Source organism: Micromonospora sp. DT233, assembly GCF_049841815.1.
GTDB lineage: Bacteria > Actinomycetota > Actinomycetes > Mycobacteriales > Micromonosporaceae > Micromonospora.
In genome coordinates this window covers 314,852-329,379 of record NZ_JBNCLB010000003.1, presented here as the reverse complement: position 1 = coordinate 329,379, position 14,528 = coordinate 314,852, and the positions used below count along the sequence as shown (strand labels likewise).

General features: G+C 75.1%; 14 protein-coding genes and 1 pseudogene. 5 read left to right on the top strand and 10 right to left on the bottom strand.

Annotated features, from left to right (window positions below; all coding sequences use genetic code 11):
* Nucleotides 1–199: 199 nt before the first annotated feature.
* The 7 genes and pseudogenes from arfB to ACLQ2V_RS09515 all read right to left on the bottom strand — a co-directional run bounded on the left by arfB (nt 200) and on the right by ACLQ2V_RS09515 (nt 5,811).
* Nucleotides 200–625, bottom strand: coding sequence for an alternative ribosome rescue aminoacyl-tRNA hydrolase ArfB (gene arfB, locus ACLQ2V_RS09545; RefSeq protein WP_425718036.1), 426 nt, complete (start codon nt 623–625; stop codon nt 200–202).
* Nucleotides 626–634: 9 nt separating this feature from the next.
* Complete coding sequence (locus ACLQ2V_RS09540) at nt 635–943, bottom strand: hypothetical protein (RefSeq protein WP_425718035.1); 309 nt, start codon at nt 941–943, stop codon at nt 635–637.
* Between the two features lie 98 nt (nt 944–1,041).
* The gene (locus tag ACLQ2V_RS09535; RefSeq protein WP_425718034.1) at nt 1,042–1,911 is read right to left on the bottom strand and encodes a S1C family serine protease; all 870 of its coding nucleotides are present in this window, start codon (nt 1,909–1,911) and stop codon (nt 1,042–1,044) included.
* Between the two features lie 93 nt (nt 1,912–2,004).
* Entirely contained in the window at nt 2,005–2,964 is a 960-nt protein-coding gene (locus ACLQ2V_RS09530) for a VWA domain-containing protein (RefSeq protein ID WP_425718033.1), read from the bottom strand.
* A 71-nt stretch (nt 2,965–3,035) separates the two neighbouring features.
* Nucleotides 3,036–4,016, bottom strand: a pseudogene (locus ACLQ2V_RS09525) (DUF58 domain-containing protein); the annotation flags it as partial.
* Nucleotides 4,017–4,069: 53 nt separating this feature from the next.
* Nucleotides 4,070–5,119 carry an AAA family ATPase gene (locus ACLQ2V_RS09520; RefSeq protein WP_425718032.1) on the bottom strand — a complete coding sequence of 350 codons (1,050 nt, stop codon included), beginning with the start codon at nt 5,117–5,119 and terminating at the stop codon, nt 4,070–4,072.
* 161 nt (nt 5,120–5,280) lie between these two features.
* The gene (locus ACLQ2V_RS09515) at nt 5,281–5,811 is read right to left on the bottom strand and encodes a hypothetical protein (RefSeq protein WP_425718031.1); all 531 of its coding nucleotides are present in this window, start codon (nt 5,809–5,811) and stop codon (nt 5,281–5,283) included.
* Between the two features lie 353 nt (nt 5,812–6,164).
* On the opposite strand from ACLQ2V_RS09515, the gene ACLQ2V_RS09510 reads away from it, so the two are divergent.
* Nucleotides 6,165–7,163 (top strand): endonuclease/exonuclease/phosphatase family protein, encoded by a 999-nt coding sequence (locus ACLQ2V_RS09510; protein WP_425718030.1) that lies wholly within the window; start codon nt 6,165–6,167, stop codon nt 7,161–7,163.
* 41 nt (nt 7,164–7,204) lie between these two features.
* Here ACLQ2V_RS09510 and cimA read toward each other — a convergent pair whose 3' ends face one another.
* Nucleotides 7,205–8,788 (bottom strand): citramalate synthase, encoded by a 1,584-nt coding sequence (gene cimA / locus ACLQ2V_RS09505; protein ID WP_425718029.1) that lies wholly within the window; start codon nt 8,786–8,788, stop codon nt 7,205–7,207.
* A gap of 310 nt (nt 8,789–9,098) precedes the next feature.
* On the opposite strand from cimA, the gene ACLQ2V_RS09500 reads away from it, so the two are divergent.
* Nucleotides 9,099–9,557: a PRC-barrel domain-containing protein gene (locus ACLQ2V_RS09500; protein WP_425718028.1), complete on the top strand. Its 459-nt coding sequence runs from the start codon at nt 9,099–9,101 to the stop codon at nt 9,555–9,557.
* Nucleotides 9,558–9,584: 27 nt separating this feature from the next.
* Nucleotides 9,585–10,355, top strand: a complete 771-nt coding sequence (locus tag ACLQ2V_RS09495) for a tyrosine-protein phosphatase (protein ID WP_425718323.1) — start codon at nt 9,585–9,587, stop codon at nt 10,353–10,355.
* Between the two features lie 48 nt (nt 10,356–10,403).
* Here the strand turns inward: ACLQ2V_RS09495 and ACLQ2V_RS09490 are convergent, their stop codons facing one another.
* Both ACLQ2V_RS09490 and ACLQ2V_RS09485 read right to left on the bottom strand, forming a co-directional pair.
* Complete coding sequence (locus tag ACLQ2V_RS09490; RefSeq protein WP_425718027.1) at nt 10,404–11,501, bottom strand: branched-chain amino acid aminotransferase; 1,098 nt, start codon at nt 11,499–11,501, stop codon at nt 10,404–10,406.
* Nucleotides 11,502–11,649: 148 nt separating this feature from the next.
* On the bottom strand, nt 11,650–12,681 hold the full coding sequence (locus tag ACLQ2V_RS09485) for a 3-isopropylmalate dehydrogenase (protein WP_425718322.1): 1,032 nt from the start codon (nt 12,679–12,681) through the stop codon (nt 11,650–11,652).
* A 221-nt stretch (nt 12,682–12,902) separates the two neighbouring features.
* On the opposite strand from ACLQ2V_RS09485, the gene ACLQ2V_RS09480 reads away from it, so the two are divergent.
* Together ACLQ2V_RS09480 and ACLQ2V_RS09475 are read left to right on the top strand one after the other, a co-directional pair.
* Nucleotides 12,903–13,775, top strand: a complete 873-nt coding sequence (locus ACLQ2V_RS09480; protein ID WP_425718026.1) for an FAD:protein FMN transferase — start codon at nt 12,903–12,905, stop codon at nt 13,773–13,775.
* A 346-nt stretch (nt 13,776–14,121) separates the two neighbouring features.
* Nucleotides 14,122–14,478, top strand: coding sequence for a hypothetical protein (locus ACLQ2V_RS09475; protein ID WP_425718025.1), 357 nt, complete (start codon nt 14,122–14,124; stop codon nt 14,476–14,478).
* Nucleotides 14,479–14,528 lie beyond the last annotated feature (50 nt).

The window sequence follows — 14,528 nt, the reverse complement described above, 5'->3', positions numbered from 1 at the left end:
CCGGGCGTCATGGCCCGGGGCCCGACGACAACCCCCTCAGCGAGCCCAAATACCGGGAACTGTGTTCCACCTGACGGGAAATGTGAAGATCTTGGTAGAAAGCGGCCCCTATGGGGGCCATTTGGCTCCAAGATCTCCCGGCGCCGTGGCCCGGAGGCGGTGGGGGCCCGGGGCGCTTGCCCGAGAGCCGTCGACGCCGTCAGTCGTCGTCGGCGCGGCGGTCGCGTTTGCGCTGGGAGCGGCGCTTCTTGTCGGCCAGCCGGCGCTCCTTGGCCCCCCGCGACGGGCGGGTCGGGCGGCGCGGCGGGGGCGGCGGGGCGACCGCCTCGCGCAGCAGCGCCGCCAACCGCTGGCGGGCCGCCTCCCGGTTGGCGAGCTGGGCCCGGTGTTCGCTGGCGGCGATGGTGAGCACCCCGTCGACCAGCCGGCCGGCCAGGCGTTGCAGGGCGCGGGCGCGCAGCGGCTCCGGCAGGCTCGGCGAGCCGGCCACGTCGAAGCTCAACTCCACCCGCGAGTCGGTGGTGTTGACGCCCTGCCCACCGGGGCCCGAGGAGCGGGAGAACCGTTCGCGCAGCTCGGCTGCCGGCAGCACCAGCCGGTCGGTCACCCGCAGTCCGTCGTCCACGGCACGAGGCTAGCGCCCCGCCCCGACGCCTCGGGTGGCCGTCGGCGTCACCGAGGAGTCGGGGGCCGGTTCGGCCCGGTCGTCGTTCGGGCCGGCCGCCGCGTAGGCGACCGCGCCGACCAGCAGCAGCGCGATCACACCGATCTTCGTGGTGGCCGCCCCGATCAGCCCGATGGCCGCGCGCCGCGCACCGCCGACGGTGCTGCGCGCCGTGAGGTAGTCCCGCCACCCGCGCCGGGCCCGCGTGTACGCCGACCCGACCGCCCACCCGACGATCAGGCCCACCACCAGCAGCGCCGCGATGAGAGCTTGCTCCATCCTCGGCAGTATCCACACCTACGGTGACATTCGCGGCGGGCGACGCTCCCCCGTCCGGGATTCGCCAATTCTCCCCTCCCAGGGCCCGTTTGCGCAGCTCAGCCACCCTTTCCGATGATCGTGTCGGCGGTCTGCTGCACCTGGTCGATCGGGATGGCGAAGCCGATGCCGATGGAGCCGTTGCCGTCGATGGTGGCGATGGCGGTGTTCACCCCGACCACCTCGCCCCGGGCGTTGACCAGCGGCCCACCGGAGTTGCCCGGGTTGATCGACGCGTCGGTCTGCACGGCCCGGTGCCGGATGGTGCCCAGCCGTACCGGCCGGTCGAGCGCGCTGACGATGCCGGCGGTGACGGTGCCGGCGAGCCCGAGCGGCGAGCCGACCGCCAGCACCGGCTCACCGACCCGGGTCGCACCGGCCTTGGCCAACGGCAGCGGGGTCAGGGCGGCGTCCGGGGGCACCCGCAGCACCGCCAGGTCGCTGCCCGGCTCCCGGCCGACCACCTCGGCCGGGTAGCGCCGGCCGTCCGGCAGCTCCACCGTCACCCCGCGCCCGCCGCCCTTGGCCAGGATGTGGTCGTTGGTGATCAGGTGCTGCTGGTCGTCGATGGCGAACCCGGAGCCCGACGCCGATGCGCCGGAGCCGCTGCCCACCAGCACCGACACCACCCCGGGCACGCTGCGCTCGGCGGCGGTCACCAGCTCGGCCGGCACCGCCGCCGCGGACGCCGCCGACCCCGGCGAGCCCGTCTCGTCGGCGACCCAGGCGCCGGCCGCCGCCCCGGAGAGGGTGGAGACCGCGACCACCGCGGCGGCGGCCAGCAGCCGACCGCGCCAACCGCGCCGCCCACCGGTATCCCCCTGACCGGGTACGGCCCACCGCTGCCACCCGTCCCGCCCGTGCGGGTCGAGCTCGGGTGAGACGAACCACGGTCCTCGTGGCTCGCCCAGTCCGGTCTGCACTGCCATCCGTGCGCTCCTCACGTCCTCGTCACCGTGGCTGTCCGGTTGGTCGGTCAGGGGCTCGTCGAACCCGGTGACCCGGGCGTCCGGCGGGCGATTTCAGGGCAGCCGGGAGAACCACCGCAGCGAGCCCGCGGCGGCCCCCATGGCCAGGATCAGCCCGAGCCCGATGAACCGGGCGGAGACGTCCTGCAGCTGGGTCCGGTAGCCGACCGAGGTGCCGATGTCGTCGTAGACGGCCCGCAGCTCCTCACTGCTGGTCGCCTCGTGGAAGCGACCCCCGGTGGTGTCGGCGACCGCCTTGAGGGTCTGCCCGTCCACCGGCACCTGGATCGGCCGGCCGCCCCGGTCGACGGAGCCGGACGGGGTGCCGAAGGAGATCGTGTGCACCGGGACCTTCGTGGCGACCGCCTCGGCGGCGGCCTCCATCGGGTCCAGGCCGGAGGTGTTCGCCCCGTCGGAGAGCAGGATGATCCGGGCCGGTGGCGGCTCCGTGGCCGCCTGGTCGTCCAGCCCCTTCACCGCGCCGAGCGAGGTGCCGATCGCCTCCCCGATGGCGGTGCCCTGCACGCCGGTGATGCCCTCGGCGAGGCGGTCGATCCCCTCGTGCAGGGCCTCCCGGTCGGTGCCGGGCGGGACCAGCACCGCCGCGCTGCCGGCGAACGCGACCAGCCCCACGTTGAACTCGTCGGGCAGGCCGTCGACGAACCGCCGGGCGGCCTTCTTGGCCGCGCTGAGCCGGTCCGGTGCGACGTCGGAGGCGAGCATCGAGGTGGAGACGTCCACGGCCACCATGACGGTGGCCCGTTCCCGGGGCACCCGCACCTCGTCGTGCGGGCGGGCGAAGCCCACCACCAGCAGCGCGAGCATGGCCAGGAAGAGCCCGGCCGGCACGTGCCGCCGCCACGCGGGGCGGTGCGGGGCGACCCGGTCGAGCAGGCGCAGGTTGGTGAAGCGGACGGCGTAGCGGCTGTGGCGGCGCTGGGCCAGCAGGTAGCCCACGGCCAGCGCGAGCACCCCGAGCAGCAGCCAGAGCCGGGCGGGCGACTGCCAGTTCACGCGCCACCTCCCCGCACCGCGCCGGGCCGCGGGGCCGCACCGAAGGACCCGGCCGCCGCCGAACCGCGGGCCGCCGCCGAGCCGCGGGCCGCCGCCGGGGTCCGGGCGAGCCGCCGCTGGGCGTGCACGTGCCGGACGATGTCGGCGCACCAGTCCCGGTCGGTGCGCAGCGACAGGTGGCTGGCCCCGCACCGGCGCAGCACCGAGCGGACGAGGTCCCGTTCGGCGGCGGCGGCCGTGGCGTACCGCTCCCGCAGGCCGGGGTCGCCGGTCCACACCTGGCGTCGCCGGCCGGTCTCCGGGTCGGCCAGGGTGATCAGGCCGACGTCCGGCAGCTCCAGCTCGCGCGGGTCGGTCACCTCCACGGCGAGCACCTGGTGCCGGGCGGCGAGCCGGCGCAGCGGGGCCTCCCAGGGTGGGGCGGCGGCCGGGTCGGCGGGGAGCGCGTCGAGGAAGTCGGAGACCACCACGAGAAGGCCCCGTCGGCTGGCGACCCGCCCCACCTCGGCCAGCCCGTCGGCCAGTTGCGGGGGCGCCAGCGGCGCGGTGTCCGGGTCGTACCCGCCGACGCGCGGCGCGGTCAGCAGCGCCCGGAGCAGGCCGAGCAGGTGGGTCCGGCCGCTGCGGGCGGGAAACCGGCGCAAGCCGGTCGGGGCGAGCAGGTGCGCGCCGAGCCGGTTGCCGGTGCCGGCGGTGAGGAAGCCGACCGCCGCCACGGCGGCCACCGCCAGCTCGCGCTTGTCCAGCGCGGCGGTGCCGTACTCCATGCTGGGGCTGGCGTCGACCAGCAGCCAGGTGGTCAGCTCCCGGTCGGCGTCGACCTCGCGGACGTGCGGCACGGCGGTCCGGGCGGTGACGGCCCAGTCCATCCGGCGCACCTCGTCCTCGCCCGGCCGGTACTCCCGGCTGCCGGCGGCCTCGCTGCCCGGGCCGGGCAGCAGTCCCCGGTGCTGGCCGTGCAGCAGCCCGTCCAGGCGACGGGTGACGGTCAGTTCCAGCCGGCGCAGCCGCCCGTCGGGCGCGAGGTCGGCCAGGGTCGGCTCGGCGGGCACGGGCACGGGCCCGTGCCGAGGCCGGGTGGTCCCCTCCGGCGCGGCGCGGCCCCTCACGCCGCCGCCAGGTCGGTGTGGTGTTCGGCGTGCCGGGCGGCGACCCGGGGCGGGGGCACGGCGGCGACCAGCCGGCGCACCACCTCCTCGGCGCTGACCCCGTCGGCGACCGCGTCGAAGGAGAGCACCAGCCGGTGGGCGAGGACGTCGACGGCCAGTTCCCGCACGTCGGAGGGGAGCACGTGGTCCCGGCCGCGCAGCAGCGCCTGGGCGCGGGCGGCGGCGACCAGGCCGAGGGTGGCCCGGGGGCTCGCCCCGTACGCCAGCAGCGGCGCGACCTCGGGCAGCCCGAAGCGGTCCGGGTCGCGGGTGGCCAGGATCAGCCGGACCACGTACTCGGCGACGGCGTGGTGGACGAAGACGTCGGCGGCGCGGCGTTGCAGCGCGAGCAGCCGGGCGGGGTCGAGGACCCGGCGCGGGACCGGCCGGTCGCTGCTCATCCGGTAGAGGATGGCCAGTTCGTCGGCGTCGCCCGGGTAGTCCACCACGATCTTGAGCAGGAAGCGGTCGCGTTGGGCCTCGGGGAGCTGGTACACCCCCTCGGACTCGATCGGGTTCTGGGTGGCCAGCACCAGGAAGGGTGCGGGCACCGGCCAGCTCCGCCCGCCGATGGAGACCTGCCGTTCGGCCATCGCCTCCAGCAGCGCGGACTGCACCTTGGCCGGGGCCCGGTTGATCTCGTCGGCGAGCACCAGGTTGGCCATGATCGGGCCGAGTTCGACGTCGAAGCTCTCGCTGGAGGCCCGGTAGATGCGGGTGCCGACGATGTCGGAGGGGACCAGGTCCGGGGTGAACTGGATCCGGGAGAAGGTCCCGCCGACCACGGTGGCGAGGGTGTGCGCGGCGAGGGTCTTGGCCACGCCGGGCACCCCCTCCAGCAGGCAGTGGCCGCCGGCGATGAGTGCGATGAGCAGGCGCTCGACGAGTCGATCCTGCCCGACGATCACGCGTTTGACCTCGAAGAGGGTCTGTTCCAGCTCGCCGCCGGTCGGGTCGGGATCGACCGGGCCGGGCAGGCTGGCCAGGGTGTCCGAGATGTCCGTCACGGTGCTTGCTTCCCGGGGCGGGGTCCCGACAAACGTCGGAATTTACGCCACTGGGGGTGCCTCCGGGACCCGAACGGGACGATCCGCGCACCGGCGCGGGCCCGGTGCGGGCCCGGCGACGCCGGCCCCGGTGCGGGGGCCGGCGATGCCGCCTCGGGCGGTCAGCGGGTGAACACCGCGAGGTGGAACGGGCGGTCGGCCGGGGCACCGTTCGAGCCGTACGTCTGCACGAAGACGGCGTTCGGCGTGATCAGCCGCGGCGCAACCGTGATCTCGCCGGCCGGCGGGATGCAGCAGTCGGTCGCGCCGCCGATGGTGGCCACGTACGCGCCGCGCGCCAGGCTGCGGTGGAAGACGACCTGGTACTCGCCGGGGCCGTACCGGGTCGCCGAGGCCACGTCATGGCCCCGGGCCAGGGTGCCGTCGCTGTTCACGACCGCGAAGGACGTGGAGCCGGCCACGTACGACGGGCCGACCTTCTTCTTCAGCGCCGCCCTGGCCTGGGCCACCTCGGCCGCCGTCGGCACCGGCTGCTGCGACGACGCCGCCGCGCGGGCGTCCGGCTGACCGGTCTGGGCGACGGGCTGGGCCGCCGTCGTGGTCTGGGCGACGGCGATGCCGCCACCGGCCAGCGTCAGCGCCAGCACGCCGAGCGTGACCGCTACCGCCCTACGGGAAATCATTTTGGCCATGACGGGTCTCCCTTTAGTGGACCTTGGTGACACGACCGGCGCGTCAGGCGACGAGCCGGATTGCTGCCGAGCCTGACCGACGCCGCAAACAATGGTCGGCGCAGCCATCACCGACACATTCACGACATCGATTGGCCAGGTGAAACACCGCCTCTGAGCAGGGATTACTACCGAGAGCGGCAGGTCTGGAACGAGTGGAAAGTAGCACCGCCAAAAGCGCCCGGTCAATAGCCGTCGGCGCGGTTTCGATTGATTCAGGCGGCCGGCGGAATTGCGAAAGATGAACGCTGGGCAATTCACGCAATGGCGCGGCGGGCACCTCGGCGGGCACCGGACGCGCTACCGTGGCGCCCATGATCACTTCGCCGCAGGCCGGGCCCTCGACGGGCCGCCGTCGGGCCGGGGCGCGCACGCTGCTCTGCTGGGTCACCGTGGCACCGGGGCTGGCCTGGGCGGCGCTGCGGCTGGCCGGGCTGGAACGGGGGCCGCTGGTCCAGGCGATCGCGTTCACCCCGTACGTCGCGGCGTGGACGCTCGGGCCGCTGCTGCTCGCGCTCGCGCTGCGGCGCTGGGCGGCGGCGGTGGTCGCGGCCGTGGTCGCGGCGGCCCTGGTGGGCGTGGTCGCGCCCCGGGCGCTGCCCGGCGGGCAGCCCGCCGCGCACGGGCCCCGACTGCGGGTGGCGAGCGCCAACCTGCTGGCCGGCGCGGCCGACGCCCGCACCCTGGTCGACCTGGTCCGGGGCAGGCGGGTCGACGTGCTGGCCGTGCAGGAGTTCACCCCCGAGGCGGCGGCCGAGCTGGACCGGCTGGGCCTGGCCGCCCTGCTGCCCCACCGGCAGCTCAACCCGCAGGTGGGCACCGTCGGCTCGGGGCTGTACGCCCGCTTCCCGATCGCCGGGGGCGGCATCCGGCAGAACCGGGGCGGCTGGGGATTCACCCAGGCGTACGGCACGGTGACGCCGCCGGGCGCGCCGCCGGTGCGGATCGAGTCGGTCCACCCGGCGGCCCCGTACGCGCTCGACCAGATCGGGCCCTGGCGCACCGACCTGGCCGCGCAGCCGCCGGCCACCCCGCAGGCCGGGCTGTCGATCCTGGCCGGCGACTTCAACGCCACCCTCGACCACGCGCCGCTGCGCGCCCTGCTGGCCACCGGGTACGTCGACGCGGCCGACGCCGTCGGCGCCGGGCTCACCGGCACCTGGGGCCCCTACGACGGCGACCCGATCCCCCCGGTGGCGATCGACCACGTGCTGGCCGACCGGCGCATCGCCGTCGAGTCGGTGGCGGTGCGGCCGGTGCCGGGCAGCGACCACCGGGCGCTGCTGGCCGAGCTGCGCCTGCCCGCCGCCTGAGCCCCCGCCCCGCCCCGTGGGCCCGGCACCCGCCCCCGTTACTACACGCGGGCGCGGTCCAGGCCGTAGGTGAGGGCGTCGACGAGGGCGTGCCAGGAAGCCTCGACCACGTTGGGGTGCACGCCGACGGTGGTCCAGTCCCGGCCGGTGGTGTCGGTGGTCTCCAGCAGCACCCGGGTGATCGCGCCGGTGCCGTGGCTGCCCTCCAGGATGCGCACCTTGTAGTCGGCCAGCTCGAAGTCGCGCAGCTGCGGGTAGTGCCGCGCCAGGCCGACCCGCAGCGCCTCGTCGAGGGCGTTGACCGGGCCGTTGCCCTCGGCGGTGGCGATCACCCGCTCGCCGCGTACCCGGATCTTCACGGTCGCCTCGGAGACGACCGCGCCGTCCTCGCGGTGCTCGACCAGCACCCGGTACGACTCGAGGGCGAACGGCCGCACCGGCGCGGCGCCGGGCAGCTCGGAGCGGACCAGCAGCTCGAAGGAGGCGTCGGCGGCCTCGAAGGACCAGCCGCCGGCCTCCAGCTCCTTGACCCGGTTGGTCACCGCCGAGACGGTCTCCGGATGGCCGGCCAGGTCGAGCCCCAGCTCGCGGCTCTTCAGCTCGACGCTGGCCCGGCCGGCCATCTCGGTGACCAGGATCCGCATGTCGTTGCCCACCACGGTCGGGTCGACGTGGTTGTAGAGCAGCGGATCCACCTTGATCGCGCTCGCGTGCAGCCCGGCCTTGTGGGCGAAGGCGGCGGCCCCGGCGTACGCCTGGTGGGTGTCGGGGGCGATGTTGGCGATCTCGGCGATGGCGTGGGAGACCCGCACCATCTGCTCCAGGCAGCCCTCCGGCAGGACGGGCAGCCCGAGCTTGAGCTGGAGGTTGGCGGCGACGGCGAAGATGTCGGCGTTGCCGGGGCGCTCGCCGTAGCCGTTGGCGGTGCCCTGCACGTGCCGGACCCCGGCCTCGACGGCGGCGACGGTGTTGGCCACCGCGCAGGCGGTGTCGTTCTGGGCGTGCATGCCGAGCCGCTCGGGGGCGATCCCGGTCCGGGCGACCAGGTCGGCGATGACGGCGCTGACCTGGGAGGGGAGCATCCCGCCGTTGGTGTCGCAGAGCACCATCACCTCGGCGCCGGCGGCGAGCGCGGTCTGCGCCACCTCCGCGCCGTACGCCGGGTCGTGCCGGTAGCCGTCGAAGAAGTGCTCGCCGTCGACGAAGACCCGCCGGCCCTGGGCGACCAGGTGCGCCACGGTGTCCCGGATCATCGCCAGGTTCTCGGCGGCGGTGGTGCGCAGCGCGCGCTCGACGTGCCGCAGGTCGGCCTTGGCGACCAGGGCGACGGCCGGGGTCTCGGCGTCGAGCAGCGCCCGGACCTGCGGGTCGTCGGCGACGGCGACGCCGGCCCGGCGGGTCGCGCCGAACGCGACCAGCACGGCGTTTTTCAGGTCCAGCTCGGTGCGGGCCCGGTGGAAGAACTCGGTGTCCTTGGGCACCGCGCCCGGCCAGCCGCCCTCGATGAAGCCGACGCCGAACTCGTCGAGCAGCCGGGCCACGGCCAGCTTGTCCACCACCGAGTAGGTGAGGCCCTCTCGCTGGGCGCCGTCGCGCAGCGTGGTGTCGTAGAGCTGGAACGTCATGGGGGATTCCTTTCGAGCAGTGGCGGGGCGGCGGCCGGGGGACCAACAAAAAGACCCCCCGCGATGCGGGAGGTCTGCGCGCTCGGCGGAGGGGGCCGGGCGCGCTAGGTGCCGATAATGAGCAGGCTGCTGGTCATGCCGCCACTCTGCCACCCGTCCCCGCTTTTGGGAGGCGGAATCCACATTCCGGGACGGTTCCCGCAGGTCGCCGGCCCGGGTGTACGGGTCGGCGGGCGCGGGTAGGGGTCTGCTCGGACACGACAGGCGTCGGTCCTCCGAGACGACTACCGCAGTCGGGGCAGGAGCAACCATGGAGAGGCTCGATCCGCACGCCACGCACGCCACCGGGGAACCGATCGTCGACGGCGGTCAGGGCGCGGTCGCCGGCGGTGCGCCGGCCGGCGCGTTCGACCCGTGGAGCTACCGGGACCGCTCGGCGGTCGCCGACGTCGACCTGGTCGGCTACCGCGTCGAGGCCGGCGACGGCGGCATCGGCAAGATCGACAGCGCGAGCCACGAGGTCGGCGGCAGCTACCTGGTGGTCGACACCGGCCCGTGGATCTTCGGCAAGAAGGTCATGCTGCCCGCCGGCACGGTCAACCACGTCGACCACGACGAGCGCAAGGTCTACATCGACCGCGACAAGGACCAGATCAAGGCCGCCCCCGAGTACGACGAGACGAGCCACAGCGACCCGGCCTACCGGGACCGGCTCGGCGGCTACTACGACGAGACCTACGGCAACCTGCCCCCGGGCACCGCACGCTGAGCAGCCACGTCGTAACGGCCGGTGGGAATACGCCCCGCCGGCCGTTACGGTGTCAGCGTGGACGCGACCGAGACCAACCGCAGGATCCCCTTCTCCGCCCTGTTCAACTTCCGCGACGTCGGCGGCTACCCGACCGGCGACGGCGCCACCGTGGCCCGGGGCCGGCTCTACCGCTCGGACTCACCGCACCGCATCGACGGCGCGGACCGGGACGCCTTCGTCGCCCTCGGCATCCGCACCGTGATCGACCTGCGCCGCCCGGCGGAGGTGGCCCGCGACGGCCGGGTGCCGGAGCTGGCCGGGCTGACCTACCGGCACATCCACCCCGAGCACCGGGACTGGTCGGGCGCGCAGTACGAGCCGGGCGACGACCTGGCCCGCTTCCTCGCCGACCGGTACGCCGAACTCGTCGGCACCGGCGCCGCCGGGCTGGCCGAGGCGGTCGGGCTGATCGCCGACAGCGCCGCCGCGCCGGTCGTCGTGCACTGCGTCGCCGGCAAGGACCGCACCGGCGTGGTCTGCGCGCTGACCCTGTCGGCGCTCGGCGTGGACGACGCCGACATCGCCGCGGACTACGCGCTGAGCACCGAGGCGTCGGCGCGGTTCAGCGCCTGGGTGGCCGAGACCTACGCCGACGCCGGGCAGGTGCCCTACCCGTTCCTGGCGTCCCCGGCGGAGGCGATGACGCTCTTCCTGACCGAGTTGCGCGAAGGCTACGGCTCGGTGGAGGGCTACCTGCGCCACGCGGGCGTCACCGACGCCCAGCTCGCCGCGCTGCGCGAGCACCTGCTCGCCTGAGGGCGCGCGCCGCCGTGCCGCCTCCGAGGAGGGCTGCCGCGCCCGGCTTCAGAGGACGGGGGCGACCCAGCCGTGCGGGTCGGCGGCCCGGCCGCGCTGGATGTCCACCAGGCGCTGGCGCAGCGCGGTGGTGACCGGGCCCGACCCGCCGTCGTCGACGAGGAACGCGCCGTCGGGGTAGCGAACCTCGCCGATCGGCGTGATCACGGCCGCGGTGCCGCAGGCGAAGACCTCGCGCAGCCGCCCGCTCGCCGCGTCGGCCTGCCAGTCGGCGAAGCTGACCGGCCGCTCCTGCACCCGGTGGCCGGCCTCGGCGGCCAGGGTGAGGATCGCGTCGCGGGTGATGCCGGGCAGGATCGTGCCGCTCAGCGGCGGGGTGACCAGCGTGTCGTCGTCGTAGACGAAGAAGATGTTCATGCCGCCCAGCTCGTCGACGTACGTCCGCTCCACCGCGTCGAGGAAGACCACCTGGTCGCAGCCGGCCTCGATCGCCTCGGCCTGGGCCACCAGCGAGGCGGCGTAGTTGCCGCCGCACTTCGCCGCGCCGGTGCCGCCCGGGGCGGCACGGGTGTAGTCCGGGGAGACCCAGACGGTCACCGGCCGGACCCCGCCGGAGAAGTACGACCCCGCCGGGGAGGCGATGACCGCGTAGAGGTATTCCTTGGCCGGGCGGACGCCGAGGAACGCCTCGCTGGCGATCATGAAGGGGCGCAGGTAGAGGCTGCCCCCGTCGCCCTCGGGGATCCACTCCCGGTCGATCTCGACGAGCCGGCGCAGGGAGTCGACGAAGAGCTCCGGCGGCAGCTCCGGCATCGCCATCCGGCGGGCCGAGGCGGCGAAGCGCTCGGCGTTGGCCTGCGGCCGGAACATGGTCACCCCGCCGTCGCCGACCCGGTACGCCTTCAGCCCCTCGAAGATCTCCTGGGCGTAGTGCAGCACGGCGCTGGCCGGGTCCATCGGGATCGGCCCGCGCGCGGTGATCCTCGCGTCGTACCAGCCCTTGCCCTCGGCGTAGCGGATGGTCACCATGTGGTCGGTGAAGACCCGCCCGAAGCCCGGGTCGACGAGCAGGGCGGCCCGCTCGACGGCGGACACCGGCGCGGAATTCGGAACGATCTCGAAGTCGAGCATGTCACCACCGCTCATCACGGGGACCTCCTTGCCGGGCGGACCTGGGGCGCGGGCGCGCGCCGGATGACGTGGCGCGCGGGGACGCGCGCCGGATCCTGCTTCGCCTGAAAACCTACCCCGGCCGCTCGCCGGGCCGGTAGCGCGGTGCCGGCGGGGCTCCGCCTCAGGCCACCGCGTACCCGGCGAGCCGGTCGCCCACCTCGGCGGTGCGCAGCGGCGTGCCCGGGGTGCGGCCGGCCAGCTCGACGCCCACTGCGGCGGTCACCCGGGCGGCGGCCTCGGCGTGCCCGAGCTGGTCGAGCAGCAGGGCGGCGGAGAGCACGGCGGCCACCGGGTCGGCGACGCCCTGGCCGGCGATGTCCGGCGCGGAGCCGTGCACCGGCTCGAACATCGACGGGTACGCCCCGGTGGGGTTGATGCAGCCGCTGGCGGCCAGCCCGATGCCACCGGTGACGGCGGCGGCGATGTCGGTGAGGATGTCGCCGAAGAGGTTGTCGGTGACCACCACGTCGTAGCGCTGGGGCTGGGTGACCAGGAACATCGCGGCGGCGTCGACGTGCTGGTACTCCGTGGCGACGTCCGGGTGCTCGGCGGCCACGGCGGCGAAGGCGCGGGCCCAGAGCGACCCGGCGTGGGTCAGCACGTTGGTCTTGTGCACCAGGGTGACCTTGCGCCGTTCCCGGCGGGCCGCGCGGGCGAACGCGTCGCGCACCACCCGCTCCACCCCGTGCCGGGTGTTCAGGCTCTCCTCGGTGGCCACCTCGGCCGGGGTGTCCCGGTGCAGGCAGCCGCCGGCCCCGGCGTAGAGCCCCTCGGTGCCCTCCCGGACCACCACCAGGTCGACCTCGCCGGGCTTGACGCTGGCCAGCGGGCCGGCCACGCCGGGCCAGAGCCGCGAGGGGCGCAGGTTGACGTACTGGTCGAAGGCGAAGCGGAGCTTGAGCAGCAGGCCCCGCTCCAGCACGCCCGGCGGGACGCTCGGGTCGCCGACCGCGCCGAGCAGGATCGCGTCGTGCCCGGCCAGCTCGGTCAGGACGGAGTCGGGGAGCACCTCGCCGGTGCGGTGGTAGCGCGCCGCACCGAGGTCGTAGGAGGTGGTCGCCACGCCGGGGAGCACGGCGTCGACGACCTTGAGGGCCTGCTCGACCACCTCGGGTCCGATTCCGTCCCCGGCCACCACCGCGATCCGCGTCACGTCCGCCAGCTCCCTCGCCTCGTCGACTTTCCGCAACCGTACGACCCTGTCCCGCCTCCCGGTACGCATGTTCCACGATCCGGGAAATGCAACACACAGCAGGCTCCCAGGCCGGTCTCATGGTGTGGTCAACTTCGCTGCCTAGGGTGGGTGGTCGACGGGCCACGGAGCCCGGACGGATCCGCCGCCGTGTCGCGGCGCCGTCAGCGAAGGAGCAGCGTATGCGGATCGACGAGCATCCCCGGCACCGCTGGGCCGACGAACAGCCCCGCACCCGGTGGGTGGACCCGTCCTCCTTCTCCGCCCGCCGCCCCGACCTGCGCCTGGGTGGCCGCCGCCACCGCCTCGACCGGGCCGGCGGCAGCGCCGTCGACCGGATCGCCGTGCGGCACAGCGTCCGCACCAGCAGCGCCGAGTACTCGCTGCTGCTCAACGCCCCCGAGCGGCTGGGCCGAGCCCGGGTCGGTGCCGCCCTGGCCGACGCCGTCGCCGAGCTGCGCGCCATCGACCTCACCTACGGCCCGGCCCGCCCGGAGAGCCTGGTCTCCCGGCTGCGCCGGGGGGAGATCAGCCCCGAGTCGTACCCGCCGCTGGCCGACCTCGTGGACCGCTGCGCCGCGATGCGGGCCGCCACCGACGGCTGGTTCGACGCCTGGGCGGTGCCCGGCGGCTTCGACCCGGGCGGCCTGCTCGGCGGCTGGGCGGTGGAACGCGCCGCGGCCCGGCTGCGCGCCGCCGGCATCGACGACTACGCCCTGATCTCCGGCGCCGACCTGGTGGTACGCGGCCACGCCGCGCACGGCGGCCCGTGGCGGGTGGCCGTGCACCACCCGACCGACGCCCGCCGGGCCCCGCTCCTGCTGGAGATGACGGCCGGCGCGGTGGGCACCTCCGGGGTGAGCGGGCGGCAGGGGCACGTCGTCGACCCGCACACCGGCGCACCCGCCGAGCACCTCGCCGCCGCCACCGTGATCGGGCCCGACCTGGCGGTGGCCGACGCGTACGCCACGGCGCTCTACGCCGCCGGGCCGGCCGGGCTGGCCTGGTTCCGCAACGGGTCGGACTACCGGGCGCTCTTCGCCCACCGCCGCTGAAGCCGGCCGGCGTGCCGGGGCGGGGCGGTTTTGGTTCGCGATCGGCCCCCACGGTCTCGGCAACGACCGTGGGGGCCGGTCAGCGACGAATGCGCGTGGCTCGCGCAATCGAGGGGTGCGCACCGGCCGGGGCCACGCGTCGGCCGCGCCACCCGAAGGCGGGCCGACGCCGACCTCAGCCAGTGACCGCACGAGTACGCTAGCGAATCGACGCAACTCACCGCAAGGGTCTCCACAGCAGACCGTCGCCGCACGACAGTGCGCGACGCGACAGTGCACAAGGCCCCGGGCCGCCCCGGCCGGGGTCGCGGTGACTTCCCGGGCGCGGGATGGCACGCTGTCCGCCGTGAGTTTCGATCTGAGCGTGTGGGCCCTCCCGGACGGGGCGACCCCTGCGGACGTACGGGCAGCGGTGCAACGGTGCCGACAGGGGCAGCACAGCGAACGCTATCCGGACCGGCGGGTCGTCGGCTTCTACCGGGCGATCACGGCCAGCTATCCGGACCGGCCGGCCGGCCCGGGAACCCCGTGGGAGGTAGCGCCCCTGCACGCGACCGCCGACCACATCGAGATGAACCTCAACCCGGCCTGCGAGGACCAGGTGCTGCTCGACATCGAGCGGCTGGCCGGGGAGTACGACCTGATGCTCTTCGACTACCAGGACGGCTCGGTCTACCCGCCGCCCACCCGCGTCCGGCGCTGACCCGACGCCCGGGTACGACGAGGGGCCCGACCGATCCGGCCGGGCCCCCC